This is a genomic window from Pseudoalteromonas sp. NFXS53, assembly GCF_056629255.1.
Window position 1 is genome coordinate 37,740 of the sequence record NZ_JBWVBR010000006.1, and the last position, 16,694, is coordinate 54,433.

At 42.4% G+C, this 16,694-nt stretch carries 14 protein-coding genes; all 14 read right to left on the bottom strand.

Annotated features, from left to right (window positions below; genetic code table 11):
- Window position 1 precedes the first annotated feature (1 nt).
- A complete protein-coding gene (locus AC1HJP_RS08345) occupies window positions 2–271 on the bottom strand; it encodes a K+/H+ antiporter subunit F (protein WP_058029288.1) in 270 nt (89 codons plus the stop codon).
- Window positions 265–801, bottom strand: a complete 537-nt coding sequence (locus tag AC1HJP_RS08350; protein WP_480361420.1) for a Na+/H+ antiporter subunit E — start codon at window positions 799–801, stop codon at window positions 265–267. The genes AC1HJP_RS08345 and AC1HJP_RS08350 overlap by 7 nt, the downstream gene beginning before the upstream one ends.
- Window positions 801–2,318 (bottom strand): monovalent cation/H+ antiporter subunit D, encoded by a 1,518-nt coding sequence (locus AC1HJP_RS08355; RefSeq protein ID WP_480361421.1) that lies wholly within the window; start codon window positions 2,316–2,318, stop codon window positions 801–803. Before AC1HJP_RS08355 ends, AC1HJP_RS08350 begins: the two co-directional genes overlap by 1 nt.
- Window positions 2,315–2,662, bottom strand: a complete 348-nt coding sequence (locus AC1HJP_RS08360) for a Na+/H+ antiporter subunit C (RefSeq protein WP_058029285.1) — start codon at window positions 2,660–2,662, stop codon at window positions 2,315–2,317. Before AC1HJP_RS08360 ends, AC1HJP_RS08355 begins: the two co-directional genes overlap by 4 nt.
- A complete protein-coding gene (locus tag AC1HJP_RS08365) occupies window positions 2,662–5,454 on the bottom strand; it encodes a monovalent cation/H+ antiporter subunit A (protein ID WP_480361422.1) in 2,793 nt (930 codons plus the stop codon). Before AC1HJP_RS08365 ends, AC1HJP_RS08360 begins: the two co-directional genes overlap by 1 nt.
- Window positions 5,455–5,684: 230 nt before the next feature.
- Entirely contained in the window at window positions 5,685–6,737 is a 1,053-nt protein-coding gene (locus AC1HJP_RS08370; protein ID WP_480361423.1) for a hypothetical protein, read from the bottom strand.
- A 61-nt stretch (window positions 6,738–6,798) separates the two neighbouring features.
- Window positions 6,799–7,680, bottom strand: a complete 882-nt coding sequence (gene nlpI, locus AC1HJP_RS08375) for a lipoprotein NlpI (protein WP_480361424.1) — start codon at window positions 7,678–7,680, stop codon at window positions 6,799–6,801.
- 133 nt (window positions 7,681–7,813) lie between these two features.
- The gene (gene pnp / locus AC1HJP_RS08380; protein WP_480361425.1) at window positions 7,814–9,940 is read right to left on the bottom strand and encodes a polyribonucleotide nucleotidyltransferase; all 2,127 of its coding nucleotides are present in this window, start codon (window positions 9,938–9,940) and stop codon (window positions 7,814–7,816) included.
- Between the two features lie 223 nt (window positions 9,941–10,163).
- Entirely contained in the window at window positions 10,164–10,433 is a 270-nt protein-coding gene (rpsO, locus tag AC1HJP_RS08385) for a 30S ribosomal protein S15 (protein ID WP_010385052.1), read from the bottom strand.
- Window positions 10,434–10,537: 104 nt separating this feature from the next.
- Complete coding sequence (gene truB / locus AC1HJP_RS08390; protein ID WP_480361426.1) at window positions 10,538–11,476, bottom strand: tRNA pseudouridine(55) synthase TruB; 939 nt, start codon at window positions 11,474–11,476, stop codon at window positions 10,538–10,540.
- A 5-nt stretch (window positions 11,477–11,481) separates the two neighbouring features.
- Entirely contained in the window at window positions 11,482–11,874 is a 393-nt protein-coding gene (gene rbfA / locus AC1HJP_RS08395) for a 30S ribosome-binding factor RbfA (RefSeq protein WP_480361427.1), read from the bottom strand.
- 115 nt (window positions 11,875–11,989) lie between these two features.
- Window positions 11,990–14,641 carry a translation initiation factor IF-2 gene (infB, locus tag AC1HJP_RS08400; protein ID WP_480361428.1) on the bottom strand — a complete coding sequence of 884 codons (2,652 nt, stop codon included), beginning with the start codon at window positions 14,639–14,641 and terminating at the stop codon, window positions 11,990–11,992.
- A 26-nt stretch (window positions 14,642–14,667) separates the two neighbouring features.
- Entirely contained in the window at window positions 14,668–16,170 is a 1,503-nt protein-coding gene (nusA, locus tag AC1HJP_RS08405; RefSeq protein WP_480361429.1) for a transcription termination factor NusA, read from the bottom strand.
- A 38-nt stretch (window positions 16,171–16,208) separates the two neighbouring features.
- Window positions 16,209–16,664, bottom strand: coding sequence for a ribosome maturation factor RimP (gene rimP / locus AC1HJP_RS08410; protein ID WP_390447777.1), 456 nt, complete (start codon window positions 16,662–16,664; stop codon window positions 16,209–16,211).
- Between the last annotated feature and the right edge of the window lie 30 nt (window positions 16,665–16,694).

Below are 16,694 nucleotides of genomic sequence, written 5' to 3' on the forward strand. Positions count from 1 at the left end.
CCTACTCTATTATATCGCCACGTAGTAAATACTTACATACAGCAACAGTACTTACAAAACCTAACATTGCAATTAACAGCGCTGCTTCAAAGTAAAGCTCAGTGCCCATGCTCAAACCATATAAAATAATCAGAGCAATACTATTAATGTACATGGTATCTAAAGCCAAGATCCTATCTGGCACAGACGGGCCTTTCACTAATCGCCACAGATTCAACAGTAACGAAACGCCAATCATCGCAAATACAATCAGGATAACTGTCTCTAACATTCAAAGATCTCCTTTAACGGTGCTTCGTAACGTTGTTTTATCGTATTAATCAACTCTTGCTCATCTTTTAGGTTGAGCACATGAATGAGTAAATAACGCTGCTCAGGCTCTTCACCTTCTTTTAATATCTCTTTCCAAGGGTAAACCTCAGCACTAACCGTACCAGGCGTCAGTGATACTGTGCTGGCTAGAATCGTAATCGGCATGGCTTGGTCAAGATCAAGAGGCACCTTAACAAAACCAGGGTTAAGCTTCTTCGTCGGCCCTAATATCAAAAGCGCAACTTGAATATTTGCGGTAATGATATCGTACAACACTAACAATAGGTGTTTTAATGCCAGCCCAGGATGTAAGATCAGTGGCTGTTTCGTCCTAAATGGATTAGTCGCCAATGGGATCACTATCGCTAGAATTGCACCTAAGATCAGATGACCAGGCGAAACACTGTTATTGAGTAACAGCCAAACACTAAATAATAATAAACTTCTAAATGGCGTTGGTAGCCACTTAAATCTTGCTTCTGTACGCATTATTTCGCCTCCCCAAGTACCACAGAGATATTCGCTGAGAAGTCATGCAGTTGTTTTGCGGCTTCAATGGCATACTCAGACATATTACCAGCAAAGATAACCATTAATGGTGAGCCAAGTAATACAATTAACAGCGCAGATATCTGATACTTATGTGCCTTAACTGGCTCTGCATTGTCTTGTCCTTTGTTTTGGTGATGCCAAAACACTGTACTGCCCGCCTTTGAAATACCGACTAATAAAGCCAAGCTAGCCAATAAATAAAGTCCCCAGAATATAGCACCATATTCACTCTCGAATGTCGCTCTTAGTAGCCAAACTTTGCCAATAAAACCTGAGAGCGGCGGCATACCAATAACCGTAATAGCAGCGATAGCAAACGCCCCGCCAAGTAATATAGGTTGGGTGACAGGTCGACCAATAGTGATACGATCAGCGACTTTACCACGTTGAATCCCTATCATATCGGCAAGTAAGAATAATGCCGCCGTAACCAGTGTTGAATGAACTAGATAAAAAATAGCTGCAGCACTGGCCTCTTCTGTTTGCACAGCAACAAGCGCAACCAGCGTACCCACAGATACTATCACTAAGTTAGCAACAAGCTTGCGCATGTCTTTACTCGCCAAAACTCCAATGGCGCCCATCACAATAGTTGCCAAGGCTAACCACCACAGCCAACTCTGGGCCATATGGCTTAACTCACCAGCTTCATCACCAAAAATCAGTGTGTATACTCGCATCATTGAATAAACACCCACCTTAGTCATAATTGCAAACAGCGCTGCAACGACCGGCATGGCCGTCGCATATGTGTTAGGCAACCATAAATGAAGCGGTAAAAGCGCGCCTTTTAGAGCAAATACAACAAGTAGTAACAAGCCACCAATTTTAGCAAGGTAAACATCATCACCCTGTAAGTCTGTGATCTTGTTTGCCATATCAGCCATGTTTAATGTGCCAAGTACACCATATAAAATGCCTAGCGCAATTAAGAAAATGGCAGAGCCCACCAAATTCATGATCACGTATTGTAACGCTGCTCGAGTATTATGCTTATCGCCGCCATGCATTAACAATGAATAAGATGCAATCAGTAGTACTTCAAAGAAAACAAAAAGGTTAAACGCATCGCCCGTTAAGAATGCGCCATTTACACCCAACACTAAGAAATGCAATAAAGGATGATAAAAGCTGCCCTTCTCGTCATCGCCTGCACACGCATACAATGCACAAGTTAGTCCAAGCAAAGAAGTGAGAGAAACCAGTAAAGTCGAAAGCGGATCAGCAAACAACACAATACCGAACGGAGCCTGCCAATCACCTATCGCATAAGTTGTGCTACCCATTTCTTTTACTTGTAACAGCAGCAGCACCGATGCTAGCAAGGTGATAAAACTGAGTGCCACTGAAGAAAAGCGACGGATCTGCTTATTCTTACCACAAGGTGGCATTAATAAAATAACCCCTGCCAACATAGGAAGTAATACAGGCAGAGAAGTTAAATGTTGGATCATGCTTTGCCCTTGTTATTATTAGTCGGAACTTGACCATTAACATGGTCATTACCTAAATCTGCACGGCCTCGGATTGCTAAAATCACCACAAATGCGGTCATCGCGAAGCCAATTACAATCGCAGTTAACACTAAAGCTTGTGGTAAAGGATCTGCGTAATCTGAACTATATCCAAGTACAGCAGCTTTATTTAACGTTAAACGACCTGATGCGAATAAAAATAAATTCACCGCGTAAGACAACATAGTTAGGCCTAATACCACAGGAAAAGTTCTTGAGCGCAAAATCAAGAACACGCCACACGCGACCAACAGGCCCACGCAAGATGCATATAATATTTCCATTAGATGTTTACCTCTTCTTTCGGCGCATTGGCAGTTAATTTGCCTAGACTTGCTAAAATCATCAGCGTTGCACCAACAACAGTGATATATACCCCTAAATCGAATATGAGGGCACTGGCAAGCTCAATCTGACCAATCACTGGGAGGTCAAAGTAATCAAACCATGTTTTCAAGAACGGACGGCCAAATAGCCAACTGCCTACACCGGTTGCTAGGGCAATTGCGATACCCGATGCAATAATTTTACGGTAGTTGATGGTTAAACGCTCTGCTATCCAGTTCGAACCATGCGCGATGTACTGCAAAATAAAGGCAATCGCAGTAATAAGACCTGCAATGAAGCCGCCACCCGGTAAGTTATGACCGCGAAGGAAAATATAGAAAGACACTAACAACGCCAGAGGCAGTAGACTCTGTGAGATACTTGCAAGCAACAGCGGATAGCGCTCTTTCGCCCAAGGACGTCCTTCACTATCAGAGCCTGGCATAAACAGCGGTAAGTTTACCAATAGCTTGTAGATACCCAAAGCAGCAATACCCAGTACACAAATCTCACCTAGCGTGTCAAAACCACGGAAATCAACCAATATCACGTTAACCACGTTAGTACCGCCACCACCTGTTTTCGCGTTCGCTAAGAAGAAATCAGAAATACTGGTCAGTGGACGAGTAATTAACGCATAGCAAATACTACCTACGACAATACCAATTGTAGAGGCAATGCCCAAATCACGTAAAACACGCACGGAGCTTGAAGCTTTAGGAGACTTTTGCGGTAAGAAAAATAGCGCCAACATAAGTAATATAATGGTCACTACTTCTACCGTTAGTTGGGTTAATGCTAAATCAGGGGCTGAGAAGCGTGTAAAGGCAATAGATACCATTAAGCCTACAACTGATAGCATAAGTAGAGAGATCATGCGCTGACGATGCCAAATTACTGTCGCTATCGCTGCTATCATTAATAAGCCTGCACCAATACCATTGTGCACATCTACCGGTGTCAGAGGATTGTCGCCCGCCAATTGCGCCATTTCAAATAACGGCCAACCTGCTGCTAGTAAAACAATCACAAACATCAGCATTAAATAACGTTGCAAAGAGCCATTTTCAACGGCGGCAATTTTATTTTGGCTCCATTTGACTAATTTAGACACTGAGCCATCAAACATCTTCTTACCTGTCATTGGTGGTAGTGATGCTTGGAATTGGAATAAATACTTGCGCTGAGTATAAATTAAAATACCACCGGCAACGGCCAGCGCACTCATAAGCAATGGTAAATTAAAACCATGCCATAAAGAAATCTTATACTCTGGTACCTGCCCTGCAAGTACCGCATCTGCAGCCGTATAAATGATGTCATGAACGATAAAGTTCGGGAACATACCCACAATTAAACACAAGGCAACTAGTATTTCGATTGGAATACGCATGTATCTTGGTGCTTCATGTGGCTCTTTAGGTAAATCAATTGGATCGCCGTTGAAGAAAACATCATGAATAAATCGCGCTGAATAAGCCACTGAGAAAGCAGCAGCGATGGTTGCAAGAACAGGGACTAACCAAGACATTGAACCTAATAATTGTTGATGAAGGGTTTCTGCAAAGAACATTTCTTTTGATAGGAAACCATTCAGTAACGGTACACCTGCCATAGAAGCGGCAGCAACCATAGCTAGTGTTGCGGTGTAAGGCATAAATCGCCACATACCATTGAGTTTACGCATATCTCGCGTACCCGATTCATGATCGATAATACCTGCGGCCATGAATAATGACGCTTTAAAAGTCGCATGGTTAATGATGTGGAAAATTGCCGCCACGGTTGCAAGCTCAGTATCTAAACCAAACAATAAGGTAATCAAACCTAGGTGGCTGATTGTAGAGTAAGCTAACAGGCCTTTTAGATCATGTTTGAACAGCGCAACATAAGCAGCAAATAGCAAAGTAGCTAGGCCTGTTAGACCAACTAAAATAAACCAAAGCTCAGTACCCGCTAGCGCTGGGTAAAAACGTGCTAGTAAGAAAATACCCGCTTTTACCATAGTTGCACTGTGTAAGTAAGCACTTACAGGCGTTGGTGCTGCCATCGCATGTGGCAACCAGAAGTGGAATGGAAACTGTGCAGACTTGGTAAATGCGCCTAATAATACCAATACTAGCGTTGCTTCATATAAGTCGTGGGCTTGAATAAGCTCACGGCTTGCTAAGATGACATCGATATCATAACTACCAACAATATGACCTAACATTAACAAACCGGCAAGTAAGGCAAGACCACCACCGCCGGTGATAGTTAAAGCCATGCGTGCACCTTTACGTGCTTCTGACTTATCCCACCAATAGCTAATTAATAAGAATGAGCTAATACTGGTAAGCTCCCAGAATAGCCATAGTTGAAGCACATTATTCGCCGTTACAATACCTAACATCGCCGTCATGAACAGCATCAGGTAAGCAAATAATTTCGGCATAGAATCTTTTTCACTTAGGTAATAACGGGCATAGAAGATAACCAACATGCCAATACCTAAGATCATAAAAATAAATAACAGTGAGAGCCCGTCAAGTCGGAATGATAACTCTAGGCCAAGTGCAGGCACCCAATTGATGCTTTCACGCAGTACTTCACCCGCAAAGACATCTGCAGCAGAGTTAATGACCAGTATTAAGGCAATAGCAGGCATTACGAGTGTTAAAGCGGTAGTTTGGTTACGCGTTAACTTGCCTGTTAAAGATGAAATAATACTGCCAAAGAAGGATAGCAAAGGTATCCAAAGCAAAGTCATATAATTAACCTTTTTTATTGTGCTGTCACAGAGATAAACAGTGCAACTAAACACTGATAGTCATGGATAGTTATGCATCTAATTGCGCATTTTCTCCATGCAAAACTGTTACAATTTATACTTTATTAGTGTTTGAGTTGTCTATAGTTTTAGGTTCTAGCTGGTTAAATACTAGACGAAATTAACAAACAATTCAGATTAAATTATAAAATTAGATATAAGCAGACAGCTTAATTAATAATAGTTTGAGCATTGTTTGCCAGCTTTTGCTGCTCAATCAACCAATCTTGTTGTACTTTTTTTTGCCAAAGCTGTCTATATTGTTCCGAAAGTGGCAGTTCTTGAAATTGCATCTTGCTCCATTTGAGAGCAGGTTTAAAGGCGTCAAGTTTACCATTTTGACAGGTCTCTGATGCTACCCATCCCTGAGGTGCATTTTCAGCTAAACCAACAAACAAGTTTGGCGCTTTTAATCCTTTCGAATTACACAACCAATGTGCTTTTTGCCCATAGATGGCGTATTCATCCTCAAAGCCACTGAAGTGCATTAATTCATGAACCAGAACGTCGTAATCACTTCTAAGTGTGAGCGTCATCTGTGTCCCTCTAACATTTGCTAGCCCATTTGTTGTCATGATGATTAAGAAGTCAGATTTAGGCAAATCTCGCATCATGTTACAAATTGCAAAGCCCATAAAGCCCTCTTCGCACACAATTGCATTGCCGACATAATAAACTTCACTCAAACAAAAGCTATTTTGCTCTGGCTCTGGCTTTAGCAAATACTGTTCTCGCAGAGCATTTAAATGTTGATATGCAGAAAAGCGATCGGCTAATAACAATACATTATTTTTACACTCAGCATTAAAAGTGATTTGTTCAGGTAACAATGCGATAGATAGCTTGTCTAATTGCGTCCCGTTCAATTTATCAGGTGCGATGCCTTGCTGAACACCCAATACTGTTTCTAAGCGCTCTGTTGGCTTGAGGTGCTTTGACAACGTCGTTAATTCTTCCCTTCGCTGATTTAAAACGAGTAGATCAACCAATTCATTCAATCTTGTTTCGGGAATGTTGGCAGGTAAAGCCTGCCAAAGAAACCTTGCCCTATGAAACTCACCCTCTCGAACCAAATGGAATAACCAAGCTAAATTCACTTCAGGCTCATCTAAGAAACGAAGTTTTTCTAGAGTAGTGGTGGGTAAGTCGAATGGGTTTAGATCAACAAAATAATACGCTTGAGGAAAGCGCTCTAAAAAATCAGATTGTGAAAGTTTATCCACAAGTCTCGGGTGATCAACACTGCTGTTAACCACCACAAGAAAGATGCAAGACCAAAAATACTTAGCCAGCTTTAACACCGGCAAAAAGCTCTAGTTCTAATCGAGCATATTTATGCTCGACAAATTCGAATACATTTGTAGCCAGCGCAAGTTTAAAGAAGTCAACCGCAACAGCCTCTTTGCCTCTTGCTTGATAAAGCTTTGCTAAGTAAAAATATGCTTCACAGAGTCGCTCTGCATATTGCTGCTGCCCTGCTACACCCTCTGTGATCTGTGCTAAAAACTGAGTTTCGGTTAGTTGACCTAAGTATAGCTGTACAAGCTGAGTAGACCACTCATCTGGGTTAAGTGCTTGGCTATTTGCTTTCAGTTGTTCATAAGCGGCACTGGCATCTACTTTTGCTTGCGCTAAATATACCCACATAACACGATAAGCATCAGCTGGAGAGCGTGCTAAAAATGCCTCTAAATCTTGGCTAGAAAGCTCTGGTCTACCACCATAGTAAAGGGCTATACCACGATTAAGATACGCATATTGATGGTCTTCGTCTAACTCTAACACCGCATCAAACATTTCATAAGCCTTACCGAAATCCTGCGCAAGTGTATGGTGGATGCCTAAAAAATTATACACAGAAGCTAGATCAGGCTTTAGCTGGACTGAACGATTAAAGTCAATACGCGCCAAGGTTGATAAACCAACGCTGTCATAGAGTCGACCTCGTCTCAGAAACAACTCTGCTTTTTGGTCATTATTAATTTCAGGAGAGAGCAACAGCTCCGAATAACGAGCAATTTCAATTTCATTTCTATAATTTGGCGCTAATGGGACTCCTAAAGGTACATTAGCCACCGACTTAGCCGTTTGTTTATCTGAGGTTGTTTGACAACCCGCTAAGGTCATCGCAACCACTGATGCGAGTAGAAATGATTTTAACTTCATTGGCTTCCTTTATATGATATCAGCAAACTGAACCGTCTTTATATGCTGACACTCGAAATAGCGATAAGTGCCATTAAAACATAAAAAAAGGGGCCTAACAGCCCCTTTTCATTGTTACTTGAGAGAAAACAGATTATTCAGCTGGCTTTTCTTGTTCAGCGTCTGCTTTTTTCTCTACCGCTTCTTTTATGCTCAGACGAACACGGCCCTGACGGTCAACTTCAAGTACTTTAACTTTAACTTCTTGACCTACAGATAGGTGATCAGACACGTTGTTTACACGCTCTTCACTGATCTGAGAAATGTGTACAAGACCATCTTTACCAGGAAGTACGTTAACGAATGCACCAAAGTCAACGATACGTACAACTTTACCATTGTAAAGCGTACCAACTTCAAGTTCTGCAGTAAGCGCTTCGATACGTGCGATAGCATCTTTTGCACTTAAACCATCTGTTGCAGCAATTTTAACTGTACCGTCATCTTCGATTTCGATTGTTGTACCTGTCTCTTCAGTAAGCTGACGAATTGTTGCGCCACCTTTACCGATCACATCTGCAATCTTCTTCGGTGGAATGTTCATTGTGTAGATACGCGGTGCAAATTCAGAAAGCTCTTCTGAAGGTGCCGCAATCGCTTGGTCCATTACACCTAGGATGTGTAAACGCGCCGCTTTTGCTTGCTTAAGTGCGATCTGCATGATTTCTTTAGTGATACCTTCAATCTTGATATCCATCTGAAGTGCAGTTACACCCGCGTTAGTACCAGCTACTTTAAAGTCCATGTCACCTAAGTGATCTTCATCACCTAAGATGTCAGAAAGAACAACAAAATCTTCGCCTTCTTTAACTAGACCCATTGCAATACCCGCAACAGAAGCTTTAACTGGTACACCCGCGTTCATAAGCGCTAGTGACGTACCACATACAGAAGCCATTGAAGATGAACCATTTGATTCAGTGATTTCTGATACTACACGGATTGAGTATGGGAATTCTTCAAGTGTAGGAAGCACTGCAGCTACACCACGCTTAGCTAGGTTACCGTGACCGATTTCACGACGCTTAGGAGAACCTACAAAACCAGTTTCACCTACACAGAATGGAGGGAAGTTGTAGTGCAACATGAAGTGGTTCTTTTGAGTACCAGTTAAGTCGTCAATTAGCTGTGAATCACGCTCAGTACCTAATGTTGCAGTAACCAACGCCTGAGTTTCACCACGTGTGAAGATAGCAGAGCCGTGCGTACGAGGTAGAACACCTGTCATTACGTCTAGTGCACGAACCATGTCTGGTTCACGACCATCGATACGCTTTTCACCCGCGATGATACGACCACGTACTGTCTTCTTCTCTAAAGAACCAAATAGCTTACCAACTTCTTGCTCATCTAAAGACTCATCTTCAGCAAGCTCTGCAGTGAGCTTTTCAACAACTTCTGCTTTAGCAGCAGAAAGCGCTTCTTTACGAGCCACTTTGTCAGTGATCAGGTAAGCAGCGCCAATTTTCTCTTCTGCGATTGCAGCGATTTTATCAGAAAGTGTTACGTTCTTTTCAGGCGCAGCCCAATCCCAAACTGGTTTGCCAGCTTCTGCCTTGAATTCTTCAACAGCTTTTATGATAGCTTGTGCTTGTTCATGACCATAAACAACTGCACCTAGCATTTCTTCTTCTGTCAGTACTTCAGCTTCTGACTCAACCATTAATACTGCGTTTTCAGTACCTGCAACAACTAGGTCTAGCTTGCTTGATTCAAGCTCAGTCAGTGTTGGGTTAAGTACGTATTGACCATCAGTGTAACCTACACGAACCGCACCTAGTGGACCGTTGAATGGGATACCAGAAATAGCAAGTGCTGCTGACGTACCAATCATCGCAACCATATCAGGCTGGATGTCAGGGTTTACAGATACAACTGTTGCAATTACTTGTACTTCGTTTACGAAACCGTCTGGAAAAAGTGGACGAATTGGACGGTCGATAAGACGTGCGATTAATGTTTCACCGTCGTTTGGACGACCTTCACGCTTTAAGAAACCACCAGGAATACGACCAGCAGCGTACATACGCTCTTGGTAGTTTACTGTTAGTGGGAAGAAGTCTTGACCTGGTGCTGCTTCACGCTTACCAACAACAGACACTAATACTGAAGTGTCACCGATACTAGCTAGAACCGCACCGTCTGCTTGACGTGCAATTGCACCTGTTTCTAGGGTCACTGTATGTTGACCTAGTTGAAATTCTTTAATAATTGCTTGCACAATATTTTCCTTATTTAAAACAAAATAAAACGCCAACAATCACCAATTACAGTCTTAAGCAGACTCAATAAATCTGCTTAAGTACTACAATTGGCTAACGCGTCGGCGTTCACTCGGCAAAATTGCCAAGTGCGAGTAAGTATACTTGTAGAATACCCACAAAAAAAGGGGCGATTAGGCCCCTTTTTTATCATTGACTAAAAAGCCAACATAAACAAAAAGATTAGCGACGTAGGCCAAGCTCTTTGATTAGTGCAGAATAACGCTCAACACTTTTACCTTTTAGGTAGTCTAGAAGGTTACGACGTTGGCTAACTTTACGAAGAAGACCACGACGTGAGTGGAAATCATGCTTGTGGTTAGCGAAGTGACCTTGTAGCTTGTTGATGTCAGCAGTTAGAAGTGCAACTTGTACTTCTGGTGAACCAGTGTCGCCTTCTGCACGTGCGAATTTTGCTACGATTTCTGCTTTTTCTTGGTTGCTTAGTGACATAATAACTCCAAAATAAATTTAAATTGTGCTTTAGCCGATCACTAATTCAGCCAAAGCGGGAAGCGGCGCGTAGTTTATCAACATTCACACCTAAACTCTAGTATTTAATCTTGTTGACTTGAAAGTGCGCGTTTTGCTTTTAGTAGGCCTTGATCATTACGTTCACCCACACCGGCAAATTGCCCATTGGCAACAACTTTAATCGGACCTTCTGGCAACTCACCACAACTTACCGTTTGACCGTGGCCAAATGCAATGCCTTGTGCTTTATCAATTTCAATACAAGGTAAATCAACGAGTGCGGTATCCATTGGTAATAGAAATTCGTCAAGATACGTACTTGCAGGTAAATCTTCTGCTTTCGCCTGATTAAGTTTTTCTTCAAGTTGCTCGAGTGTCAGCATTTTATCACTTGGATAATGGCCCACTTTCGAGCGATGAAGCATAATCACATGAGCGCCACAACCAAGTTTTTCGCCTAAGTCGTCAACAATCGTGCGAATATAAGTGCCTTTAGACACATGCGCCGTCATTTGAATTTCTTCATTTTCTGCGTCATATTCGTCAAGTGTTAAACTGAACACATTGATCTTGCGACATTTGCGTGGCACTTCGATACCTTGCCTTGCATAAAAATACAAAGGCTTGCCTTCGTATTTCAACGCCGAGTACATCGAAGGGTACTGATCTGATTCACCTAAAAAGCTAGCAACTTGCTCTTCAAGCATTTCTCGCGTCACTGCAACTGGACGTGTTTCGACTACTTCACCGTCAGAGTCTGAGGTGGTGGTACGTTCGCCTAGCTTCGCTCTAACAACGTACGTTTTATCAGTATCAAGTAAAAACTGGCTGAACTTAGTCGCTTCACCAAAACAAATTGGTAGCATACCTGTTGCAAGTGGGTCTAGTGCCCCTGTGTGACCTGCTTTTTGCGCGAAATAAATACCTTTCGCGCGTTGAAGTGCTTTATTTGAAGAAATGCCTTCTGGTTTATGAAGAAGTAAAATGCCATCAACCGGGCGACCTTTAGAGCGTCTCGCCATGCTAATTACTCTTCGCTTTCTTCCTCTGGGCCGCGCTTCGCATTGTCTTCACGGATCACAGAGTCAACTAAGTTAGAAATACGCATACCTTCCAGAAGAGATGTATCAACCACAAATTTCAGCTCAGGCATAATTCGAGCGCGAATACGTTTACCTAAAATAGAACGAATATAACCCGTTGCATCATTCAGTATTTGAACGCTCTGTTTGGTTTTATCTTCATCACTGGTATTTAACACAGTCACGAAGATTTTCGCGTATGAAAGGTCTCTTGAAACTTCAACGGCAGAAACCGTCACAAAACCTAAACGTGGATCTTTAATTTCTCTTTGTAAGATCACAGCGATTTCTTTTTGAATTTGCTGTGCAACTCTGTCAGTACGAGAAAATTCTCTCATTATCACCTACTTGTAATTTAAACCATTGATTTTAGTAATAGTTTTATTCATATATCTAATAGACGAATGGGGGCATATAAATGCCCCCATTTTTGTAAATCAGTATAGCAGTTGATTACAGGCTACGCTGGATCTCTACAATCTCAAATACTTCGATTTGGTCGCCTACGCGTACATCGTTGTAATTCTTAACACCGATACCACATTCCATGCCGTTACGAACGTCATTTACGTCATCTTTGAAGCGACGTAGTGATTCAAGCTCACCTTCGTAGATAACAACGTTATCACGAAGTACACGGATTGGATTGTTACGTTTAACAACACCTTCAGTAACCATACAACCGGCAATTGCGCCAATTTTAGGAGACTTAAACACATCGCGCACTTCAGCAAGACCAATGATTTCTTGCTTGAATTCAGGTGCAAGCATACCAGACATCGCTTGCTTAACTTCGTCGATTAAGTGGTAGATTACACTGTAATAACGTAAGTCTAGGCTTTCAGCTTCAATTACTTTACGAGCAGAAGCATCAGCACGAACGTTAAAGCCTACAACAATCGCGTTAGATGCTGCAGCAAGTGTTGCATCAGTTTCGGTGATACCACCAACACCAGTACCAACAATCTTCACTTTAACTTCATCTGTTGATAGCTTCACTAGTGCATCTGAAATCGCTTCAACTGAACCTTGAACGTCCGCTTTAAGTACCACATTAACTTCAGACACATCGCCCTCAGTCATGTTAGTGAACATATTCTCAAGCTTCGCTTTCTGCTGACGAGCAAGTTTAACATCACGGAATTTACCTTGACGATAAAGTGCTACTTCACGGGCTTTACGCTCATCTTTAACAACAGTCGCTTCATCGCCTGCAGCTGGCACACCAGAAAGACCTAGAATCTCTACTGGAATTGAAGGGCCTGCTTCTTTGATGTCTTTACCATCTTCGTCTTTCATTGCACGAACACGGCCGTACTCAAGACCACAAAGTACAATATCACCTTGCTTAAGCGTACCTGACTGAACGAGTACAGAAGCAACAGGACCTCGACCTTTATCAAGACGAGATTCAATGACTACACCTGATGCCATACCGTCATGCACTGCCGTAAGTTCAAGTAACTCTGCTTGCATTAACACCGCTTCAAGAAGGTCGTCAACACCTTGACCTGTTTTCGCTGAGATGTGAACAAACTGTACGTCACCGCCCCAATCTTCAGGAATTACATCATGCTGAGAAAGTTCATTCTTAACACGATCTGGATCAGCTGTTTCTTTATCAATTTTATTTACAGCAACAATCAGTGGTACTTCAGCCGCTTTAGCGTGCTGTACCGCTTCGATTGTTTGTGGCATTACGCCATCATCTGCAGCAACAACTAGGATTACGATATCAGTTGCTTTCGCACCACGAGCACGCATTGAAGTAAACGCTGCGTGACCCGGAGTATCCAGGAAAGTAACCATGCCGTTTTCAGTTTCAACGTGGTAAGCACCGATGTGCTGGGTAATACCACCCGCTTCACCTGATACCACGTTCTTAGAACGAATGTAATCAAGTGTTGACGTTTTACCGTGGTCAACGTGACCCATAACCGTTACAACTGGTGCACGAGATTTCAGCTCAGCTGAACCTTCACAACGGTCATTTAGTACTTTTTCTTCTAGCTCGTTCTCTTTAACAAGAACAACCTTGTGGCCCATTTCTTCAGCAACAACCTGTGCTGTTTCTTGGTCAAGTACTTGGTTAATAGTAACCATTTCACCCATCTTCATCATGGTTTTAACGACTTCAACGCCCTTAACCGCCATGCGAGATGCAAGCTCAGCAACTGTGATTGTTTCACTGATGCGAACTTCTTGTTTTACGTCAGCAACTGGCTTTTGGAAACCATGTTGTAAAGAAGTAGGTGCTTTCAGCTTACCTTTACGGCCTCTCGCTGGTGCTTCAGCTTTAGCTGGACCTTTCTTCTTCTTCTTACGACGTGCACTCTTTTCTTCACGCGCATCTGACTCATCTTCGGCTTCACGAGCATATGTTGATGTAGTCATATGGTGATCTGCTGTTTCTTCGCGCTTCTTGCGCTCTTCTTCTTCCTTTTTCCAGCGTGCTTCGTTTTCTTCAGCTAAACGACGTGCTTCTTCTGCTTGACGTTTTGCTTCTTCTTCAGCTTTTTTCAATGCTGCTTCTTCTGCTTCTTTCTGCAATCTTTCAGCCTCTAAACGATCTTTCTCTTGCTGTTCTGTATCCACTTGCTTGCTCTGCTGTTCTTTGGCTTTACGTTCAGCATCAGCTTTACGCTTTGCCTCTTCTTTAGCTTTACGTTCAGCATCCTCTTTTGCTTTACGCTCTGCTTCTTCTTTCGCCTTTTGTTCAGCTTCTTGCTGAGCTTTCAACTCAGCTTCTTTACGAGCAGCTTCCTCTTGCGCTAAACGCTCTTGCTCTTTTTGCTGTTCAACGGCGCTCTTCTTGACATAAGTGCGCTTTTTACGAACTTCAACTTGTACAGATTTCTCTTTACCTGTCGAACCTTTCACGCTTAAAGTGCTTTTGCTTTTACGCTGCAATGTCATACGCTCTGGGCCTTCAGCACCTTTACCACCGTGCTGCTTGCTCAAATGATCAAGTAATTGTGCTTTTTCAGCTTCAGTGACCATATCACCATTGCTTTTGCTGATCCCAGCATCACTTAATTGCTGCAACAGTTTATCAACAGATGTATCAATAGTTTCGGCCAGTTTTTCAATACTTACTTCTGCCATAGTGTGTGTTACCTCCGTTAATAAATTTATGCGTCTTCACCAAACCAACAGATATTACGAGCAGCCATGATAAGCTCACCCGCTTGTTCTTCTGAAAGTTCAGTAATCTCTACTAATTCGTCAATACCTTGCTCTGCTAAATCTTCAAGTGTTACAACGCCTTTACTTGCCATTACAAATGCAAGATGACGCTCTAACCCTTCTAAAGCAAGTAAATCTTCAGCAGGCTCTGCGCCTTCAAGACTTTCTTCAGTTTTCAGAGCACTTGTTGTTAGTGCATCTTTTGCACGATTGCGTAGCTCTTCAACTGTATCTTCATCAAGACCATCGATTTCTAAGAACTCAGCCGCAGGCACGTAAGCAACTTCTTCAAGTGAAGAGAAACCTTCATTAATAAGCAAAGTTGCAAAGTCATCATCGATGTCTAGGTTTTCAGTAAATAAGTTGATCAGTTTATCAGATTCAGCCGCGTTCTTCGCTTCCATATCTTCTACTGTCATCACATTTAGTTCCCAGCCCGTTAACTGACTAGCTAAGCGGATGTTTTGACCATTACGACCAATTGCTTGTGCAAGGTTATCAGCTTCTACAGCGATATCCATTGAACGAGAATCTTCATCCATTACAATTGATGCAACTTCTGCTGGCGCCATTGCGTTGATAACAAACTGAGCTGGGTTATCATCATAAAGCACAATGTCAACACGCTCGCCACCAAGTTCTGTCGAAACCGCTTGTACACGCGCACCACGCATACCCACGCATGCACCCACAGGGTCAATGCGCTTATCATTTGACTTCACTGCAATTTTAGCACGTGAACCAGGATCACGAGCAGCGCCGCGAAGCTCAATCATTTCCTCACCAATTTCAGGCACTTCAATACGGAATAATTCCATTAGCATCTCAGGCTTAGAACGCGTTACAAATAATTGCGCGCCACGTGCTTCTGGTTTAACTTCATATAATAAACCACGAACACGGTCACCTGGGCGGAAGCTTTCGCGTGGTAACATATCTTCACGATAAATCACGGCTTCAGCATTGTTACCTAAATCAATGACAATTGCATCGCGCGTTGCTTTCTTAACCACACCGGTTACTAGCTCACCTTGCTGGTCTTTATAAGCTTCAACTACCAGTGCACGCTCTGCTTCACGGACTTTTTGTACGATTACTTGCTTCGCCATTTGCGTAGTAATACGGTCAAATTTAATTGACTCAATTTGCTCTTCAACAAAATCACCTAGCTCAACGCTATCATCATCATAACGTGCAGCTTCTAAAGTGATTTCAGAAAATGGATTTTCTAATGAACCATCTTCTTGTGGGTTTACTACCATCCAACGTCGGAAAGTATCGTATTCACCCGTTTTACGGTCAATTGAAACGCGTACTTCAATTTCACCTTCATGCTTTTTCTTTGTTGCCGTTGCTAATGCAAATTCTAACGCCTCAAAGATTTTTTCTCTAGGAACCGCTTTTTCATTTGAAACGGCTTCTGCTACTAAAAGTATTTCTTTTGCCATAATAATGCCTCGCTTGCCCTTGTCCTTCGCTCTAATTATTAAAATTTTGCGATGATGTTGGCACGTTCAATATTGCTAAGCATGATCATATGATCTTGCCCATCGATTTGGAGAGTGATCATGTCACCAGATACAGCAACTAAATCACCTTTAAAATTTCTTCTTCCATCTTGAGGAAGCTTGGTACGAACTCTTAATTCTTCACCTTGTGCTTGCTCATAATGAGCAGGCTTGAAAAGCGGTCTATCAACACCTGGTGAAGACACTTCAAGGTCGTATTCATTTGTAATCGGATCTTCAACGTCTAAAATCGCGCTTACTTGGCGACTCACATCAGCACAGTTATCAACCGTGATGCCATTTTCATGTTCGATATAAACACGTAGAGTTGAGTGTCTACCGGCTTGCACAAACTCTAGACCCAAAAGTTCGAATCCCAATGCTTCAACAGCAGGCTCTAGCATAGCTGTTAATTCTAGCTCGATTTTTGACACAAATATCCTCCATACAAACAAAAAAAGGGC